This window comes from Lacticaseibacillus pantheris DSM 15945 = JCM 12539 = NBRC 106106, assembly GCF_001591865.1.
In the GTDB taxonomy this organism is placed as follows: Bacteria; Bacillota; Bacilli; order Lactobacillales; family Lactobacillaceae; genus Lacticaseibacillus; species Lacticaseibacillus pantheris.
Genome location: NZ_BCVS01000007.1, coordinates 26,123 through 44,262 on the forward strand (window position 1 = coordinate 26,123; position 18,140 = coordinate 44,262).

Genomic DNA, 18,140 nt, shown 5'->3' on the forward strand with positions numbered 1-18,140 from the left:
TTTGCGGGTACGGCACGCCAAGTATGCGTGCCGTACCAACGTCAGCTACCATTATACTAAAGAGGTCGCGGCTTGGCGACTGTTAGCGCAACGTCTTTACCTTTTCCCAGAACTCAGCAAAAATGCGCTATAATTAATGCCAATCAAGAAACTAATTCGGAGGTACTCCCAATGATTCAACCACGCTCATCGTGTACCAGTATTTTAATCGGCCGCAAAGCCACTGCGGATGGCTCCGTCATGATTGGTCGCAACGAAGACTCAAAGGCGTCATGGCCAAAGCACTTCGTTGTGCATCCAGCCCAAACTGCCGCGCAACCAACCACCTTTACGTCAGCCGAAACTGGCGTGGTGATCCCGCTGCCGGACTCGGCACGTCAGTACACGGCCACGCCCGAATGGACTGATCAGTACGGCCTCTTTGAGGAGGACGGGATCAATGATGCGGGTGTGGCGATGAGTGCGACCGAGAGTGCGTACGCCAACCCCCTGGTCTTAAGCTACGATCCGTTCACCGAGCATGGCATCAACGAGGAGGCCATGGTGACAATTGTGTTGCCGTACGTTGATTCGGCGCGTGCTGGCGTTCAGCGGCTGGGTGCCCTCGTTGAGCAGTACGGAACCGGTGAGGCTAACGGCATCCTCTTTGCGGACAACCAGGAGGCCTGGTACATGGAAATTGCGACTGGCCATCACTGGTTAGCCCAGCGCATTCCGGATGATGCCTACGCCGTGGCGTCTAACCAGCTCAGCATTGAGGTTGTCGATCCTGACAGCGACGACTTTATGCTGGACCCCACCCTCATCGACTTTGCGCAAACTAACCAGCTTTGGCAACCCGGCACGCCATTTAACTGGCGGCAAATCTTCGGCACCCATACTAGCCAGGACCGCATGTACAATAATCCGCGCGTTTGGGACGGTCACCGCCTACTCACGCAAAGTAGTATTGTTGCGGATCCAGAAAGTTTTGACCAGCCGTTTATCATGCGGGCGGACCGACCATTACGGGTCGCTGATGCTACGGCCGTACTGTCGGCACATTTTCAGGACACCCCCTTTGACCCGGCGGCCCGGATTCCAGACCCCGCTAACGCCCACCGTTACCGGCCCATCAGTCTCGCCAAAACACAGGAGAGCCACGTGTTGCAGATGCGCTCGGACTTGCCCGCCGCTGTAGCCAACATTCACTGGCTGGCGATGGGAGTTGCCGCTGAGAGCCAGTACGTACCGTTTTACGCTGGTGCAGACACGACGCCGGCTGATTACCAGCGCGGTGGGTTGCCGGCCAACCTCAATTCGGCTTACTGGCAATATAAGTTGGCCGGAGTGCTGGTTGATGCACACTGGCAACGGTTCAGCCCCCGCATGGTGAAAACGCAGGAGGACGTCGCGGCGCGGTTATTAGCGCACCTGCACGCGAGCGATGCTCAGGCAAAGCAGCTTCAAGATGCAGATGCGTTAGTCGCGTTTGCCAATCAAAGTAACGCAGAACGCGCACAACTGTCTGCGGAATCATGGCGTGCATTATCAATGGGCTTGTTGAGCGACAGCACGGACGATTCCCCACTCAACTTTGCGGTTGACCCGCAGCTATAGTGTTGGCTAGGTGCTTATTACGTGGTTTGGAAAGGAATTATTGATGGTAAAAATTTACACTAAGGTGGGCGATCATGGTCAGACAAAACAGGTCACGGGCCAGATGGTGGATAAGGACGACGCCCAGATTGAAACGCTGGGTGCGTTCGATGAATTGCAAAGCTGGATCGGCGTTGTTATTGCGGCCCTGACAGCCGGTACGGCTGGATTAGCCGATGAGCTGGCTGACCGTCAGCGTGAACTATACCAGTTGCAGTCGGACATCGCCGTACCGCGCAGTCATCGGATTGGGGCGGAGCTAACCACTCGCCTGGAGGAACGGATTGACGACATCATGGCGACCACGCCACGTTTGAAGGAATTCATTCTACCGGGTGGTAGTCCGGCCGGCGCTGGGCTGCAGTACGCCCGCACCCTCGCCCGCCGCGCAGAGCGCCAGCTGGTGACCTTGCACAAGGCGAGTCCGCAGCCAGATGCCATCATGACGTACGTGAACCGTCTGTCCGACTACCTCTTTGCCCTGGCCCTGTACGTTAATTATCGGGAGGGCTACCAAGAGGTCCCCAGCAAGAAGCGTGTTGACAATAATTCTGGGCGGTAATCTATGTGGTAGCAAAAAAGAGCAGAATTGATCTGCTCTTTTTTTGTGCGGTTGGGTGGCTTAGTGGCTGGTGGTAATGGGGCGATAGCTCCGGGTAAACGGGTGACAATCGCGACCGGAGCTACGAGCCTCACGCTCACGCCGTTCCGGCTACCCTACACTATCACCCCATTACCACCAACGTGTTGTACACGTGTTTTATGGAATAACATCGATTCACGTGATACCTAGACGACTAGATTATTTATAAATGATTCATTGCGACAGAATAATAAATCAAAACACAACCCAAGTTAACATCAATCGAGTGAAATATTCTGTGAGTAATGTTGCACACTACGTTATTAGATTGACCTAACGCCCATGACTGTTAAGTAAAATCTCGGGATCTTGCTGTCTGCAAAGATTGTTTGTCATTCACTATGAGTCAGGCGGACTCACGTTGGTAGTAGTTTGGTGGTGGTGTAGGCCGAGCGGGTGGCGTCCGCAACCGCCGCCAAACTACTACCAGCCACCGTTACTCCCCGACATTACGGTGGTGACTGGGAGCGAACGTTTCGACGAGTTTGGCCGCCGGGTGCGCCACAACCCAGTCGCGGATTTCCTCGCCCAGCGTTCGCGCCATCTTGGTCGCGACACGCATCTGTGCGGTGGTGATGCTATTGACATGCATCCCGCTAACGATGAACGCGTTACTTTGCAGTACAGGCCGAATTACGCTCGCCAAGGCGTGTGTCAAAACGCGCTCCTGGTGAACGTGCCCCGGGCGGCTCGGCATGTTAATGTCTTGGGGCTCCGTATCCTTGCTGACGGCGGTGACGACGCCGTAATGCCATACGTCACCGCCAATGAGCTGGATGAGCAAGTCCTGGCTTTGCCGTTCAACCACCGCGTAGATGGTGTAGTCCTCCATCGTCACACTGAATGTGATGCTCTCGCCAACCTTAGTCATGAGCCTCCGCCTCCTTCCGGGCCGCTTGCTTAGCGGCCGCCAAGCCCTGCCACCGGTCACCCGCATCGTTGCGAATGTGCAGGTGATCCAGCAACTTCATCGTGTTGTGGTTGATGATGTCATCGATGGTACGGGGCCGGTTGTAGAATGCGGGAATTGGCGGAATAATCTCTACTCCCATGCGGCTTAATTTGAGCATGTTCTCCAGGTGGATTTGGTTGAACGGCGATTCACGCGGCACCATGATCAGTTGACGGCACTCCTTGAGCGTGACGTCAGCTGCCCGCGCAATCAGGTTATCGCCGAGGCCGGTCGCCACCGCCGCCATGGTTTTCATGCTTGCAGGCACAATTACCATACCGTCGTGCATGAAGCTCCCACTAGCAATACTTGCTCCCATATCGTTCGGGTTGTAGGTATAATCGGCCAACTTTTCGACATCGGCCATCGTGTAACCCGTCGCTTCGACCGAGAGGTTTTCCCGCGCCCACTTGCTCATTACCAGGTGGGTTTCTACGTCCGGATTTGCGTGCAAAGCCGCAAGCAACGACAACGCGTAGATGGTCCCCGAGGCACCCGATACACCAATAACAATTTTTTTCATCCTAATTACCCTCTTTGCGGGGACGTGTGGCCGGCAACGTGGTGACGGTAACACAACCCAGTGTTTTTTAACCACCCGGCACAATGCGATGGGTGTATGTATCAATACGGGCCGCAGATTTGCAGCCTGCAAATATGTACAAAGAAGCTACCGCCGCCACCCTGGTATGGATAGTGCAATAGCTTCCGTAACACAACCTGATTTTCGCTGGTCCCATTACGGGCACCCACTATGATCAATATTGTGTGTGAAATGACAATTTGGTGCAACCGACTAGTTAAATTATTCCTTGGTCCAGTCTTCCCAGTTCTTAACGTCCATGAACGGAGCACGCTGGAACTGGTCCTTCATGTCGTGTGGGTACGTCCCATCAAGCACTAGCTTGGAACTCATCCCCCGCGTCCGGATTGACTTAGGGTCATACTCTGGGCGCTCGGAAGGATCCAATGGGTGGTTCCGTAAACCGGTCAGTACCTGGATGTCCATATCGGCTTGGAAGCGCGTGTTGATGGTCCACATAACGTCGTTCCAGTCAAAGATGTCAACGTCCTCGTCAACCAGGATGACAGTCTTCAGTTCCTTGAAGGCGGAGAATGCGAGCAACGCAGCCTGGCGTTGAATACCGTCATCATTGTTGCTGCCCTTGTGAATCTGCATGATGGTCATTAGCTTACCACCACCAGCTGGCGGGTTGTAAACGTTGGTGACGACACCGGGAATAGCGTTATCCACCAGGTTGAGGATGGAAGCCTCGGTCGGGATGCCGGCCATGGAAACGTGTTCCTCGGATGGCCCAATCGTGGTTTGGACGATGGGGTTATCCTTCCGGTGGGTAACGGCCTTAATCTTGACAACGTGGACGGCTGAGTTAGCTTGGCCGTTGTAGCCAGGGAATTCTGGCATGGCAAAGCCGGTGTTCGTGTTGATGTCTTCCTGCATGGAAGTGTTCGGCATGATTTCGGCTTCGATAATCCATTCAGCCCGGGCAATCCCCTTTTCATGCACTGCGACGCCATCAACCAGCTCAACGGCATGCTGCCGCAATGAACCAGCAATGGACAATTCGTCGTAACCAAGTGGGGTTGTCGGCGGCTCGAACGTCGTGGCAATCGGTACGATGGGGTCCAAACCAATGGAAATAGTAATTGGCATTGGTTCGTTCTTGGCCTCGTATTCCTTCAGGAAGGCACCGATGTGGCGGCCACCAGGCATGATGTACATACCGATGGTGTCCTTGTCTTCCAGAACCATCCGGTGAATAGTGACGTCGTGCTGTGAGCCATCCGGTGATGAACCCCGCACAACACCCATGGTAATGTATGGGCCAGCGTCGTCCGGTGTGTTGGTAGGCGCTGCGAGCAAAGTCCGGATGTCAAAGTCGGCATCAGTGGCCAAATGCACAACCTCTTGGGCTGGGGCATCTTCTTTGCCAACCGTAACGGGCTGGATGGGTGTCTTCACCGCTTCGTTCAGTACGTGACCGAGGTTGTGCCAGTCCTGGTGCATCAAGGCACCCACGCGGCGACGACTGGCCAAGACACCAATCAAAACTCGGGAGTTCGGGAAGCCCTTGACGTTGTTAAACATCATGGCTGGGCCTTCCTTAGTTGGGCGCTGAACGGTACCGCCAGCACCAACGTAACGGTAGACACCGGCTAATTGCGCTTCAGGATCGATTTCCTTGTTGGATTCCAGGTACTGACCCGGCATGGCCTTCAATTCTTCGATGGCTGACCGCAAATCATACTTTTTTGTAGTCATACTACTCTGCCTCCAAAATGGAATGTTTGTTGTTTGCAAGGATTATTATCGGTCCACGGATACGGCAAAGCAATTCAACTTGTCGGTACGCAAATTCCACTTTGGAATACACGGGTGGATGCTTCAGCGCACACCGGCATCACTCGGCGTAACTGTCACGGTGCGCCTGCGCGTAACGCCAGAAACGGTCGCTCGCCTGCGTGTGCGGACCTTCATGGCGCCGGACAAACGCTAGATGGCTGGAAACGTCCGTATCGAGAGGGATTTTGACGATATGGGGATAGTCATCGGTGCGCACAGTCTTTTCCATCATGATGGATACCCCCATGCCCTTATTGACGAGTTGCAGTACCAGGTCAATGCGCTGTCCCTCGTACGTAATGGTGGGGGTAAAGTCGGCGGCGCGCGCCATGCGCATGATGGGTTCAAACAGGTTCGTTTCTTTGCCCAACATTAAAAAATTCTGGCCGCGTAACTGGCTTACGTTGATATGAGACTGGTGGGCCAAAGTGCTGGTGTCCGGGACCACCGCCACAAAGCGATCCACCTCACCCGTGATCATGTCGTACTCTGTTTGGTGCTCCACAAAGGTGCGCATAAAGACGATATCACTGTGGCCGTCATCCAATGATGGCAATAGCGCGTAACTTTCACCCTCGGTAAAGTGTAGTTCGATGTCCGGATTGGCACGCTGAAATTCAGTAATCAATCCCAGCGCCCGGTAGTTGGAAACCGATGGAATAGCACGAATTGTGAGCGTTTGGTTGGCCGTGTTCCGGTCGGTGCTAAGTTGGCGTGCCATTTCGTCATAGCTAGTCAAAATTTCCCGGGCATATTTCAGCACCGTGTTGCCAGCGGGCGTGAGTGCAATGGTGCGGTGAGCCCGAATGAATAGTTGCGTTTCGAGTTCTTTTTCCATTGAAATAATATGTTTGGAGACCGTCGCTTGGGTGGTAAACAGGGCGGCGGCTGTTTCCGTATAGTTCAACGTGTGGGCCAGGTTAACAAAGGTCCGTAATTTACGAATGTCCATGAACGACCTCATTTCCAATTAATTATGTACTGCTGAAAATTCATTATTACGCCAATTAGTGTGGTATTCCATTTGCGAATAACTTTAACACAAAACTGAATTGTTTCCCAACCAGTCCGCATTGTAGACTATGTAACGTTGTTACGGGAGGTTTCATCCCCCGTTCCGCACTACTTAATTAATATGCGTGCCGGTGGGCCGAGCCCTGAAACGATGTGCTGTTCGACAGTGCGGGCGTTCCTCCCCACCAGTGTGCTAACAATCAGACAAAAGGAGGCTTCGAGTTATGCCAATTGGTGTAATTATCGACGCGCTGTCAGTTTTAATTGGCGGTATTTTTGGTACCATTGCGGGCAAGTACATGTCCGAGAACTTCAAGAAACAGATCAACATGATTTTCGGTGCCTGTTCGATGGGCATGGGGATTTACGCCATTGCGCCCATGAAGAACATGCCCGCAGTCATCTTTGCCCTGATTATCGGGACTGGCTTTGGGTTAATCATCCACTTTGGTGATGGTGTGAACAAAGGTGCTGGGCTCATGCAGCGCGGTATTTCTAAGTTCATTCACGGTAGCGAAAACGGAGAGATGTCCCAGGAGGAATTCATGGCCAGCGTGGTGACCATCATCGTGCTGTTCTGTGCCAGCGGTACCGGTATTTACGGTGCGCTGACTGAAGGGATGACTGGGGATGCCTCCATCCTGATTTCTAAGGCCATCTTGGACTTCTTCACGGCGGCAATTTTTGCCACTAACCTCGGCGCCGTGGTTTCCGTGATTGCCGTGCCGCAATTCATCGTGCTCTTCATTCTTTACCTCATCGCGGGCTACGTTTTCCCACTAACTACCCCCGTAATGATTGCCGACTTCAAAGCTGCAGGTGGTTTCCTGATGCTGGCAACTGGTTTCCGGATGGTGCAGGTCAAGATGTTCCCGACGGCCGATATGATTCCGGCCATGGTGTTCGTCATGCCGATTAGTTGGGCGTGGACGAACTGGATTGCGCCATTACTCAAATAATAATGTGTGTACGTAAAAAAGATTGGACCACAATGCGGTTAGCTCCCGAGCACTAACGTAAAACGACCGGTATTCCCTAACTTAGGAATACCGGTCGTTTTGTGTACTCATATCAACGTTAACTAATCCTTGTTCAATAGTTTGCCAATGACGGGGACTTTGCCCAGGTCGCTCGCGGTGTCCGCCGGCACCACCACCATGTTTGCCGGTGATTTTGCGAGGTCAGCGTACGCGTTAATGGCCTGATTCTGGAAGTACTTTTCGTCGGCCGCGCTTAGCCCCTGCTGTACTGTATCGATACGGTAACGTTCGGCATCAGCCCGTGTCTTGGTGGCGTCGGCCTCCGCCCGCGCCGTCGCCATCAGGGCATCATTTTTGGCCTTAGTTGTCAGTTCAATGGACTTGGCCTCCCCTTCGGCTTTGGCAATGGCCGCGACGCGTTCGCGGTCGGCCGTCAGTTGCTTGTCCATGGCTGCCTGGATGGCAGATGAGGGTGTGAGTTCGTCGATATTGATGCGATCAACGTTGATACCGTACGTGTTGGTGAGGTCGCCGATGGCCAAAGTCAGTTCGCGGTTGATTTCGGCCGTCGACCCCAGGGCCTGGTTTAAATCCATCCGGCCAATGATATCACGGAGGTGACCACGAACTAATTGTGACATCGACTCGACCGAATCAGTGTTTTCATACTGGTACTTGACTGCGTCGGTAATGTGAAAGTTCAGCGTGAGGCTGGCGGTCACATCGGCGTTGTCCTTCGTGATGATGGAGTAGTTAGGCAGCGCTAGTGGCTCCATGGCCAGACTAACTGTCCTCACGCGTTGGAACAATGGCAAGTAAAAGTGTAATCCCGGGGTGACGCTCCTGCGGTAACGTCCTAACGTTTCGACTAACCCTTGGTTGTTTTGGCGCACAATTTTAATTCCCAGCATAATATCCTCCATTTCGACCCTCTAAATCACCTGTAACGTTAATATATTGCCGGTTGCGGCGACGATTGCGTAATCATGTCCCGGAGCAATCGGGGCGTTATCAGTCGTGATGTACCGGTAATAGATACCGTGGGCTAATACTAACCCGCTATCAGCAACGATATCATTGGCCGCCACTGTTTGACCCACAACTTGGCGTTGTTCAAAGCTGGGTTGATGTAATGCGCGCGTTAGTGCTTGCTCTATATAGGCGTTAACACTATTGCCCGCATTATCAGCGGCCGTGGCAATTTGATCGTATAATTGTTGATCAATGCGGAGCAAAAATTTTTTCTTGTCGGCACTCACCCATCTCACCTCGCCTTTTTTGATGATATCTAAATGATATCACTAAAACTTACGGATGCAACCCTTTCCGTATTTAAAATGCAAAAAAGTGTGACCAAACCGGTATGCCGGTTTAATCACACTGTGCCGTTAAACAAACGTAAAGGGATCGGTGCTAATAGTATTGGTAACTACCTTGATGCCCCAGCCGTCTGTGGCCGACCAGTCGCGCAACCACGACGCAACCTGTGGCACCATAATCCGTTCAATATGGTGGCCGGCATCAAGGACGGCAAAGTCACGGGCCAGAATATCGTGCCCCGTGTGGTAGGTTACGTCGCCGGTGACCAGGACGTCAGCCCCAGCCACCTGAGCAGCCGCATACACGGAACTGCCGCCGCCACCGAGTACCGCGACCCTTCGGACCAAGCGTTGTTGGTCACGCGCAATCAGGCGTGCGTGTTCGACCTGCAACGCGGCTTTGCTTTGCTGAACAAAGTCGCTCAGGGGCACCGGGGTATCGAGGTTGCCGATCCGACCCATGCCGTCGAGTTCTCCCGGTACCTTCAACGGGCCCACGTTGGTGAGTCCCAGTGCGGTTGCCAACCAATCATTCATGCCTGGATGCGCGTTGTCGAGGCTTGTGTGGGCGCCATACACCGTGATGCCATGCCGAATGATATCACCATACATGGCTACCTGCGGGTCTTCAAAGTTGAGGTTTTGGGGCGCATGAAAGACCGCCGGATGGTGCGCCAGCATGAAATTACATTTCTGTGCGACCGCGGCCGCAACCGTCTCGGGCCGTACGTCCAGCGTGACGAATACGCCCGTTACTTCTACCTGCGGATCACCAATTTGCCAGCCACTGGGATCGCCTGGTAATGCCAGGTCTAGTGGTGCCGCTTGTTCAAACCGATCGATAATTGTTTGTGCTGAAGTCATGCCAATACCTCCCGGATGATTTGGAGTTCCTGGCGGGCAGCCTCCAGTTGTTCAGTTACGGGGTGTTTGGCGGCACTCATACTATCAATGATATGCTGCAATTTTCGTTCTCTCCGCGTCCATTTGTCAATAAATGTAGCGTTACGTTCACGCCGCAAGAATGGACCACATAAAATATCGGCTGCGTCGTAACCTACTGCCGGCTGTGACTGTCCCACCTCGATGATTTCGTACGTGTGGCCCTCGTCGGTGAGGATGGTTTCACCCAAAATGGCACACTGATGGTCGACCAACCATTGACGCACTAGGTATTCGTCGCGGTGGGGGCTCAGAATCAGCGTTTCGGTGCCGTCTAAGTGACTTTGCCCCGCGGTGAGAATACGGGCGATTAATTCCCCACCCATGCCGGCAATGACCACAGTGTCGATACCATCGTTCAGTCTAATCCCGGCCAAGCCATCTCCCTGCCTTACCTCAATCTGGGTGCCAGTTAATCCGTGTTGCGCAACGTTATCCCGGGCAATCCCGACCGGCCCGGCACCAATATCACTGGCAACCACAAAACTTGCCCGTTGCTCTTGGATGAGTGCAATTGGCAGCAGGGCGTGATCCGTACCGATATCAGCAACGCGGGAATCGGAATCTATGTACGCTGCAATCGCAGCCAAACGTTTACTCAAATGTACCTGATTACTAGTCAAAAAAATCTCCTCCGCCTATGCTACTGGATATAACCAGTATACACTACGCGCAGGAGATTGTTGGTTTACTCGTCCGTGTCGGGATACTGGGTAAACCATTCGTCACGCAAAACGCCATAACGAATTGAGTCCCAGTACTGCCCCTGCCAGTAACGAACCTGACGAACGCGCGCCTCCATCTTTAAGCCTAATTTTTCAGCCAGACGCATCATCCGTTCGTTACCCGACCAGGTCGTGAGCCCGATATGCGGTAAGTTGATGACTTTGAACATGTGTGTGATCCACAGGCGCAAAGCCGCCGTGCCAATGCCCTGGTGCCACATACGTTCATCGTAAATGGTGATACCGACATCCAACCACCGTAACAGTGCACCGTCATCAAAGTAGGCGGAGACCATGCCAATCATTTTGTCGTCTAACCAAATGACCTGGCGGGTTGGGTTGTCCTGAAACTCATTGACACCGATGTCTTCGAGAAACTCCCGCCGAGTCGGGGTTTCCTCGTGAAAATAAGGCCCGTTCCACTTGGTCCATTCTGCGTGTGGGTCGCTAAATGCTACCTGCCAGAAAGCCCCTAACTGGTCGTGAGTTAATGGTCGTAACGTTATTTCCATGGTGGATCCCCTCTCCATTAATGCTTTTATTATACAGTATCCACATGGGATAGTCCTGTTTCAGGTGTCACCTTTGGGCAGACCGGCACCACTTGTGCAAAGTAATTACGTTGTGCCGGCGATAATCCCGCAAAAAAGACCGGTCACCAGGACCGGTCTTAGTTGACTGACGAGATCTATTCCAAGAAGTCCTTCAACTGCTTGGAGCGACTCGGGTGGCGCAGCTTACGCAACGCTTTAGCTTCGATTTGACGAATCCGTTCACGGGTAACGCCAAATACCTTACCCACTTCTTCCAGCGTCCGGGTACGGCCGTCATCCAGACCAAACCGGAGACGAAGCACGTTCTCTTCCCGTTCCGTCAGGGTATCAAGGACGTTCTCCAACTGTTCCTTCAGCATCTGGTAACTAGCGTGGTCCTCGGGGCTAGTTGCATCCTGGTCTTCAATGAAGTCGCCTAAGTGGGAGTCGTCCTCTTCACCAATTGGTGTTTCCAGGGAAACAGGTTCTTGAGCAATCTTCAGAATTTCCCGGACCTTCTCGGTAGGGATATCCATTTCCGCACCAATTTCTTCCGGAATAGGTTCGCGACCTAAATCTTGGAGCAATTGCCGCTGAATCCGAATCAGCTTGTTGATTGTTTCCACCATGTGGACGGGGATACGGATAGTCCGGGCTTGGTCAGCGATTGCACGCGTGATGGCCTGACGAATCCACCACGTGGCGTAGGTGGAGAACTTGAACCCTTTGCGGTAATCGAACTTCTCGACCGCCTTCATGAGGCCCATGTTACCTTCCTGGATCAAGTCCAGAAACTGCATGCCCCGGCCAACGTAGCGTTTGGCAATGGAGACCACCAACCGTAAGTTGGCTTCGGCCAAACGTTGCTTAGCAACCTGGTCACCCTGCTCGATTTTAAGTGCGAGATCCACTTCTTCTTGGGCCGTTAACAGGTTAACCCGCCCAATTTCCTTGAGGTACATCCGCACGGGGTCGTTAATCTTAACCCCACTGGGCGCGGACATGTCACTCAGTTCTTTTTTGGAGACCACGTTCTTTTGGCTCTTCAGCGCACGTTCCGCTGGTTCACCCTTATCATCAACGATACTAATTCCAGAGTCTTCGAACTTTTGCATCAGTTCGTCCACGGCATCACTCTGCAGTGCGAACGGCTTAACCAACTTTTCGGCCAGCTCCGCGTCGGTCACCTGCTTGGATTGCTTTGCTTCCTTGAGCAGTGCTGCGACGGCTGCATCGTACTTAGTGTTCGTGGTCTTCTTAGTAGTTGCCATGTACATTCCTCCGTTTGTAATCGTGATTATGCCTTTAACTGGCGCATTAACTCAAAATATTGGTTTGCCAACCGGGTTTGGCCCTCTTGGTCACCAAGGCGCTGGGCCTGCTGCAACTGTTCCTTAACGGTTCCGAGTTGCTGGCGCAGGTCGGAACCCCCTAGGACTTTCAGCAGCCCATCGGTGGTCTCATCATTGACGGGTGGCCATGGGGTGGAAAGTAGCGCGGCGACCGTTTGGCCCTCCTCATCGCTGAGGCGGGTGGTAAATCCGCTGATATCATCATGCCCATCCGCACGGTAATCCTGCCACTGTTGTGCGATGGTTTGGTACAGATCGTGGGGAAAGTGCACCGCCTCGGCGCCCATCAAGTTGGCGGTTTCGGAATCCGTCAACATGTAGTAAAGTAGCGCACGTTCAGCTTTTTCAAAGCGGGATATGCGTACCGTTTGCGGTTTCGCAAAGGTCTGCGGCTGGCCGGCAGGATCTGCGGGTGGCACGTCGGACCAGCCACCCGTTGGTTCTGGCGGCATGTCGTTATCGTCCCAGGCACCAAATGGGTTGTCCGCCCCCAAGGCCGGTGCGGGAGCGACCTGAGTACTAGCCAACTGCTGTGCCAAAGCATCGCGGGGCACACCCGAACGCTCTGCTAGTTGATCCAGGTATAGCGACCGTGGTACGGCCTCAGTCTCGCGGGCAATCTCCGCCAGCGCTGCGTCGACGTATGCAATTTTGTCATGATCGTTGGTCATGTCCACGCCGTTAGCGAGGAACATGATGCGAAAGGCAATTGGTGTTAATACGTGTTGCAGTTGCTGCTTGAAGGCGTCGGCACCGCGACTTTTGATAAACTCATCGGGATCCATTCCGTCCGGTAGCAAGCATACGGAATACCGCAAGTCACGGGCATTTTGCAACATGCCTAACGCCCGGTCGGCGGCCTTTTGCCCGGGCATATCACCGTCATAACTAATTACGACTTCATTTGCCACCCGGTCGATAATCCCGATTTGTTCACGGGTCAAACTGGTACCCATTGAGGCAATCCCTGTTTGGACACCGGCCTCGTAGGCGGTAATCACATCCATGAACCCTTCAAAGAGGTAGAAGCGTTTGTCGGGGTTAATCGCCGCTTTGGCCTGGTCCAGGTTGAAGAGCGTATCGCGTTTGTTGAACAGCTCGGTTTCGGGACTGTTTAAATACTTAGCTACGCCATCCTGCTTGCCGAGCACCCGACCAGAAAAGCCGATTGTTTGCCCACGTTCATTACGGAGTGGGAACATTACCCGGTTGGTAAAACGCGTGGCTAATTCGCCGCCATCCCGATCCACAAACAAGCCGGACGCGCGCTGTTCCTCGTAACTAACGCCTTCTTTGGTGAGATATTTGCGCAACATTTGGTCATCGCTGGGTGCAAACCCAATACCAAAGTGCTCAATCGTCTCATCGGTCATCTGCCGTCCGTGCAGGTAATCCAGTGCGGGTTCCCCCTGCGCCGTGTTCACCAGCAGGTGGTTAAACAGCTTCTGTACTTGTGCCAGAATCTCCTTCTGCCTAGTAGCAGTGGCAGATTCACGGGGTTGGTTGACCGTCGTGTTGATCTGCACGTCAACGTGACCAAATTCTGCAACCTTGGCCACAGCCTCGGGGAAAGACACCCCATCAAGATCCATCACGAATTTGAACACGCTACCGCCCCGGCCACAAGAAAAGCAGTGAAAAATCTGCTTCTCCTCGTTGACCGAAAACGATGGTGTGTTCTCATCATGGAAGGGACACAGGCCAAACATGTTTTGACCCTGTTTCTTCAGCTGTACAAACTGACCAACATAATCGACGATGTTGACCGCGTTTTGCACTTGATCAATCGTCGCTTCGGGAATCATTTTGGCCAACACCATCACCCCCATTTCCGTTCGTCAATCCATTCGTGGGTACAAAAATAGCAAATTATATTGTAGCGCGAATGTTTTGAAAACGCAAGCGGTAGCAATGATAAGCGATAACGCGACGTAGTTTAACTTTTTGTTGGGATGGGACGGGCGTTTCTTACTGGTATGCTGGCGAGTTGCCGCGGTGTAGCCGTGTTGCGCATGGGTGTCGAAACGGGTTGCGCAAGGCAGAAAGCGACGCATAAGGTACTCAAACCAAAAGGCCAAGTGCGTTCTTAGTTAGCTTGTGGGTGACTGCTAGTACGTTCCCGCGTTACTGTCAGGTGTTGAAACGGGTTGCGCAGGCCAGAAAGCGACGTATAAGCAACTATCGCCAAAAGGCCAAGTGCGGGCCTTTCGGCGATACATTGGTTGGTAAATGATACAACGCTCCCCCGTTATCTGTGCTTATTGAAACGAGCTGCGCAGGCCAGAAAGCGACGTATAAGCAGTCACGAACATGAAGCCAAGTGCGGGCTTCCCGTCCGTAAATGCTTATACTCTGCTTTCTAAACGGCCTGCTCCGCTCTCTCTACTTCCTCACCCTCGTCAAATCCCCAAACAACGTAATCCACTGTGCCAGTCGGTTCAACTCGCGTAGCCGGTTGTCCCGTACCCGCTCGTCGTCCGCCATAATCATCGTTTCATCAAAGTATGCATTAATGATCGGCGTCAACGCCGTCAGCCGTTCAAAGTTTGCCGCCGTCGTCCGACCGTCAAAGTCCGCCAACTGCTCCACCGCGCTGTGTAACTGCTGCTCACTATCGTTTTCAAACAGTTGTGGATCCACATCACCCGTTGCCGGGTTCTTGCTGGTAATCCGTACAACTCGGGTCAACGCCTCCAAGTGTTCCTTGAATTCGTCCGCTTTGGCCGCCCGCGTCAATACTTCCGCTGCTGAAATTTCGGCACTCACATCCGGGTCCGCCGTTGCCGTAACCGCGTCCACCACGTCATGACTTACATGGTTGCTTTGCATTAATTGCTTAATACGGTCCTGGAAGAATTCGTCTAGCGCGTCCACGTTGTGTCTGTAATCCCGACCATTCGTCTGGCCTGCTTCCTCCAGTTGCTTAATCAATTCGCCTTGCAACTGTCGTAACGGCAACGTCTGCTTGTGCGTCGCCAGCATCCGCACAATACCGTATGCCTGCCGCCGCAACGCGTAGGGGTCGTTGCTCCCGCTCGGAATCATGTCGACCGAGAAGAAACTCATTAACGTGTCCAGTTTGTCCGCCATGGCCAGCAAAGTGCCCACCTCACTGGCCGGCAACGCACCTTCAGCGGAAATAGGCATGTACTGCTCACCCAACGCTGCGACAACTGCCTCATTCTCACCTGCTAATTGCGCGTAGTGAGCCGCCATCGTTCCCTGGAGCTCCGCAAATTCGCCCACCATGCCGGTGACCAAGTCAAACTTGTAGATGCCAGCAGCGCGCTGCAGATCTTCCGTGCCCTGCGTGTCGAGTGCAAAATGCTTTGCCAGAACACTCGCGATGGTCTGGACCCGGGCCATCTTGTCCGCTAAAGAACCGAGCTTATCGTGGAAACTGACGTTGCTCAGGCGTGCAACGTAGTCGGTAATACTATGCTGCTGATCCTCGTTGTAGAAGAATGCCGCATCCTCCAGCCGGGCCGTCAGCACCTTCTCGTTACCAGCAATGACGTTGTCCATGTGCTCACCGTTACCGTTGCGCACCCCGATAAACGCGTTCACCATGCGTCCATTTTGGTCCCGCGCGTAGAAGTACCGCTGGTTATCCTTCATGGACGTAATCAACACAATCTCGGGAATGTCGAGGTACTTGGCGTCGAAACTACCCGCAAAGGCGGTGGGGAACTCAACCAGGTTATTAACTTCCTCCAAGAGGTCCTTATCCAGGTCTACTTGCCAATTATTTTGGGATGCAATGGCGTTAATTTGGTCGGTAATGATGGCCTTGCGCTCAGCCGGATCGACCAGAACTTGCTGACCCCGTAGAGCTTTCACGTAATCATTGGCGGTCTGCAGTTCGACAGCGTGGCCCAAGAAGCGGTGTCCCTGGGTTTCGCGCCCTGCCTGGACATCCAGAATCTGCATCGGAACGACCTGGTCGTCCAGCAAACTCACAATCCAATGAATTGGACGAATGAATTCAAAGTCGTACTGGGCCCACTTCATCCGTGTGGGGAACGTCAAACTCTTAATGACATCAACCAGACCAGGAAGGATCTCAGCCGCACCTTTACCCGCGACCTCTTTGTGGAGGAAAACGTACTCGGTCCCCTTCACCTCTTTGAACTCAATGTCGTCAACCGACATGCCCTGGCCGCGTGTGAAGCCGATAGCCGCCTTACTCCAGTTGCCATCCGCATCCTGGGCAATTTTCTTAGCCGGACCACGCAAATCCTCTGCCCGGTCCGCTTGCTTTGCGGCAAGACCGTCAATCAACAATGCGAGCCGCCGCGGCGTCGCGTATTTCTTAATATCGTCAAAGTCGAGTTGCTGGTCCTTCAAGAACGCAGCGGTTTTGTCCGCAAGTTGACGCAAGCTAGGCGTAACGACGTGTGCGGGCATGTCTTCCAAACCAATTTCCAGTAAGTATTGCATGAGTTACTTTGCCTCCGTAGTTTCTGCATCCGCGTGGTCGAGCAACGGGAAACCAAGCTTCTTCCGTTCGGCAACAAAGGCGCGGGCGACCTTATGCGCCATCTTTCGAATCCGACTCAGGTAGCCGGCACGCTCGGTGACGGATACGGCCCCGCGGGCATCCAGCAAGTTGAAGGTGTGGCTACACTTAAGAATGTAGTCGTAAGCCGGGTGCACCAAACCGAGGTCCATTAGGCGCCAGGCTTCCTTTTCGTAGGCGTTGAAGAAGTCCAGCAGCATGTCCTGGTTGCTTTCCTCAAAGGCGTACTTGGAGTGCTCGTATTCAGGTTCCTTGAAGATATCGCCGTACTTCACGCCGTCACCCCATTCGAGGTCAAAGACGGACTTTACGTCCTGAATGTATGATGCTAATCGTTCCACCCCGTAAGTGATTTCGCTAGTTACGGGTGAAACTTCGAGGCCACCAACAACTTGGAAGTAGGTAAATTGGCTCACTTCCATGCCGTCAAGCCATACTTCCCAACCAACACCGGCACAACCCATGGATGGGTTCTCCCAGTTATCTTCAACAAAGCGGATATCGTGTTCCAGTGGATCGATATTCAACGCCCGCAGCGAGTCCAGGTAGTATTCCTGGATTTTTTCTGGGGATGGCTTCATCACCACCTGAAATTGGTGGTGTTGGAATAAACGGTTCGGATTCTCACCGTAACGGCCATCGGCAGGACGCCGGGATGGCTCCACGTATGCCGCGTTCCACGGTTCCGGTCCAATTGCGCGCAGGAAGGTGTACGGACTCATCGTGCCGGCACCCTTTTCCACGTCGTAGGACTGCATAAGCATGCAGCCTTTGGATCCCCAGAAGGCCTGGAGGGTCTGAATCATTTCTTGAACGTTCATCTTGTTAACCATGTTGCACTCCTTTATGGTATTGGTACGAGACAAAAAGCGTCCCTATGCCTAATAACGGCATAGGGACGCTTGCGCGCGGTTCCACCCTATTTCACCGGCGTGAACACGTCGATGCTCTTTAGTTAGTGGCTCAAAAACGCCAATTATCAGCCCACACGTTCCGGCTTACACGGTCCCGGATTCGCTGTCGCGACGGCTGATAACCCTTTTTCTCATCGCCTATTTTGTTAATAAAAGTATAGCACGATTGATTGTCAGCAACAAGGAAGCTAGTGGACGACAGCGTTGGCCGGGCCGGTGAGTTGCGGCTTTCGTGGGGTACTCC

Annotated in this window: 16 protein-coding genes; 3 read left to right on the top strand and 13 right to left on the bottom strand. The window is 53.3% G+C overall.

Going from position 1 to position 18,140, the window contains the following annotated elements:
* Nucleotides 1-171 precede the first annotated feature (171 nt).
* A complete protein-coding gene (locus LPA02S_RS01820; protein ID WP_056956886.1) occupies nucleotides 172-1,599 on the top strand; it encodes a C69 family dipeptidase in 1,428 nt (475 codons plus the stop codon).
* A 43-nt stretch (nucleotides 1,600-1,642) separates the two neighbouring features.
* Nucleotides 1,643-2,200, top strand: a complete 558-nt coding sequence (locus tag LPA02S_RS01825; protein WP_056956884.1) for a cob(I)yrinic acid a,c-diamide adenosyltransferase — start codon at nucleotides 1,643-1,645, stop codon at nucleotides 2,198-2,200.
* A gap of 517 nt (nucleotides 2,201-2,717) precedes the next feature.
* Here the strand turns inward: LPA02S_RS01825 and lpdD are convergent.
* The 4 genes from lpdD to LPA02S_RS01845 all read right to left on the bottom strand — a co-directional run bounded on the left by lpdD (nucleotide 2,718) and on the right by LPA02S_RS01845 (nucleotide 6,550).
* Entirely contained in the window at nucleotides 2,718-3,152 is a 435-nt protein-coding gene (lpdD, locus tag LPA02S_RS01830) for a prenylated flavin chaperone LpdD (protein WP_054651091.1), read from the bottom strand.
* Entirely contained in the window at nucleotides 3,145-3,762 is a 618-nt protein-coding gene (locus tag LPA02S_RS01835; protein WP_054651110.1) for a UbiX family flavin prenyltransferase, read from the bottom strand. Before LPA02S_RS01835 ends, lpdD begins: the two co-directional genes overlap by 8 nt.
* 276 nt (nucleotides 3,763-4,038) lie before the next feature.
* Nucleotides 4,039-5,517 carry a UbiD family decarboxylase gene (locus tag LPA02S_RS01840; protein WP_054651093.1) on the bottom strand — a complete coding sequence of 493 codons (1,479 nt, stop codon included), beginning with the start codon at nucleotides 5,515-5,517 and terminating at the stop codon, nucleotides 4,039-4,041.
* A gap of 139 nt (nucleotides 5,518-5,656) precedes the next feature.
* Entirely contained in the window at nucleotides 5,657-6,550 is an 894-nt protein-coding gene (locus LPA02S_RS01845) for a LysR family transcriptional regulator (protein ID WP_054651095.1), read from the bottom strand.
* A gap of 286 nt (nucleotides 6,551-6,836) precedes the next feature.
* On the opposite strand from LPA02S_RS01845, the gene LPA02S_RS01850 reads away from it, so the two are divergent.
* Nucleotides 6,837-7,571, top strand: a complete 735-nt coding sequence (locus LPA02S_RS01850) for a DUF554 domain-containing protein (protein WP_054651097.1) — start codon at nucleotides 6,837-6,839, stop codon at nucleotides 7,569-7,571.
* A gap of 122 nt (nucleotides 7,572-7,693) precedes the next feature.
* Here LPA02S_RS01850 and LPA02S_RS01855 read toward each other — a convergent pair whose 3' ends face one another.
* The 9 genes from LPA02S_RS01855 to glyQ all read right to left on the bottom strand — a co-directional run bounded on the left by LPA02S_RS01855 (nucleotide 7,694) and on the right by glyQ (nucleotide 17,815).
* Nucleotides 7,694-8,503 carry an SPFH domain-containing protein gene (locus LPA02S_RS01855; RefSeq protein WP_173585394.1) on the bottom strand — a complete coding sequence of 270 codons (810 nt, stop codon included), beginning with the start codon at nucleotides 8,501-8,503 and terminating at the stop codon, nucleotides 7,694-7,696.
* Nucleotides 8,504-8,524: 21 nt separating this feature from the next.
* Nucleotides 8,525-8,851 (bottom strand): type II toxin-antitoxin system antitoxin, encoded by a 327-nt coding sequence (locus tag LPA02S_RS01860; RefSeq protein WP_061777610.1) that lies wholly within the window; start codon nucleotides 8,849-8,851, stop codon nucleotides 8,525-8,527.
* A 129-nt stretch (nucleotides 8,852-8,980) separates the two neighbouring features.
* Nucleotides 8,981-9,775 carry a Nif3-like dinuclear metal center hexameric protein gene (locus tag LPA02S_RS01865; RefSeq protein ID WP_054651103.1) on the bottom strand — a complete coding sequence of 265 codons (795 nt, stop codon included), beginning with the start codon at nucleotides 9,773-9,775 and terminating at the stop codon, nucleotides 8,981-8,983.
* Nucleotides 9,772-10,476, bottom strand: a complete 705-nt coding sequence (locus LPA02S_RS01870) for a tRNA (adenine(22)-N(1))-methyltransferase (RefSeq protein WP_054651105.1) — start codon at nucleotides 10,474-10,476, stop codon at nucleotides 9,772-9,774. The genes LPA02S_RS01865 and LPA02S_RS01870 overlap by 4 nt, the downstream gene beginning before the upstream one ends.
* Before the next feature lie 65 nt (nucleotides 10,477-10,541).
* Nucleotides 10,542-11,090: a GNAT family N-acetyltransferase gene (locus LPA02S_RS01875; protein ID WP_054651107.1), complete on the bottom strand. Its 549-nt coding sequence runs from the start codon at nucleotides 11,088-11,090 to the stop codon at nucleotides 10,542-10,544.
* A 176-nt stretch (nucleotides 11,091-11,266) separates the two neighbouring features.
* The gene (gene rpoD, locus LPA02S_RS01880) at nucleotides 11,267-12,382 is read right to left on the bottom strand and encodes an RNA polymerase sigma factor RpoD (RefSeq protein WP_156470979.1); all 1,116 of its coding nucleotides are present in this window, start codon (nucleotides 12,380-12,382) and stop codon (nucleotides 11,267-11,269) included.
* Nucleotides 12,383-12,408: 26 nt separating this feature from the next.
* Nucleotides 12,409-14,268 carry a DNA primase gene (gene dnaG, locus LPA02S_RS01885; RefSeq protein ID WP_056957008.1) on the bottom strand — a complete coding sequence of 620 codons (1,860 nt, stop codon included), beginning with the start codon at nucleotides 14,266-14,268 and terminating at the stop codon, nucleotides 12,409-12,411.
* A 577-nt stretch (nucleotides 14,269-14,845) separates the two neighbouring features.
* Nucleotides 14,846-16,903 carry a glycine--tRNA ligase subunit beta gene (gene glyS / locus LPA02S_RS01890; protein ID WP_054651108.1) on the bottom strand — a complete coding sequence of 686 codons (2,058 nt, stop codon included), beginning with the start codon at nucleotides 16,901-16,903 and terminating at the stop codon, nucleotides 14,846-14,848.
* Between the two features lie 3 nt (nucleotides 16,904-16,906).
* On the bottom strand, nucleotides 16,907-17,815 hold the full coding sequence (glyQ, locus tag LPA02S_RS01895) for a glycine--tRNA ligase subunit alpha (RefSeq protein ID WP_056956881.1): 909 nt from the start codon (nucleotides 17,813-17,815) through the stop codon (nucleotides 16,907-16,909).
* Nucleotides 17,816-18,140 lie beyond the last annotated feature (325 nt).

What these genes read in the sequence shown, in the direction of transcription:
- LPA02S_RS01865 (WP_054651103.1), bottom strand. Translation starts at nt 9,775, where the DNA reads ATGACTTCAGCACAAACAATTATCGATCGGTTTGAACAAGCGGCACCA.
- LPA02S_RS01825 (WP_056956884.1), top strand. Translation starts at nt 1,643, where the DNA reads ATGGTAAAAATTTACACTAAGGTGGGCGATCATGGTCAGACAAAACAG.
- LPA02S_RS01820 (WP_056956886.1), top strand. Translation starts at nt 172, where the DNA reads ATGATTCAACCACGCTCATCGTGTACCAGTATTTTAATCGGCCGCAAA.
- lpdD (WP_054651091.1), bottom strand. Translation starts at nt 3,152, where the DNA reads ATGACTAAGGTTGGCGAGAGCATCACATTCAGTGTGACGATGGAGGAC.
- dnaG (WP_056957008.1), bottom strand. Translation starts at nt 14,268, where the DNA reads ATGATTCCCGAAGCGACGATTGATCAAGTGCAAAACGCGGTCAACATC.
- LPA02S_RS01850 (WP_054651097.1), top strand. Translation starts at nt 6,837, where the DNA reads ATGCCAATTGGTGTAATTATCGACGCGCTGTCAGTTTTAATTGGCGGT.
- glyS (WP_054651108.1), bottom strand. Translation starts at nt 16,903, where the DNA reads ATGCAATACTTACTGGAAATTGGTTTGGAAGACATGCCCGCACACGTC.
- glyQ (WP_056956881.1), bottom strand. Translation starts at nt 17,815, where the DNA reads ATGGTTAACAAGATGAACGTTCAAGAAATGATTCAGACCCTCCAGGCC.
- LPA02S_RS01840 (WP_054651093.1), bottom strand. Translation starts at nt 5,517, where the DNA reads ATGACTACAAAAAAGTATGATTTGCGGTCAGCCATCGAAGAATTGAAG.
- LPA02S_RS01855 (WP_173585394.1), bottom strand. Translation starts at nt 8,503, where the DNA reads ATGCTGGGAATTAAAATTGTGCGCCAAAACAACCAAGGGTTAGTCGAA.
- LPA02S_RS01875 (WP_054651107.1), bottom strand. Translation starts at nt 11,090, where the DNA reads ATGGAAATAACGTTACGACCATTAACTCACGACCAGTTAGGGGCTTTC.
- LPA02S_RS01845 (WP_054651095.1), bottom strand. Translation starts at nt 6,550, where the DNA reads ATGGACATTCGTAAATTACGGACCTTTGTTAACCTGGCCCACACGTTG.
- rpoD (WP_156470979.1), bottom strand. Translation starts at nt 12,382, where the DNA reads ATGGCAACTACTAAGAAGACCACGAACACTAAGTACGATGCAGCCGTC.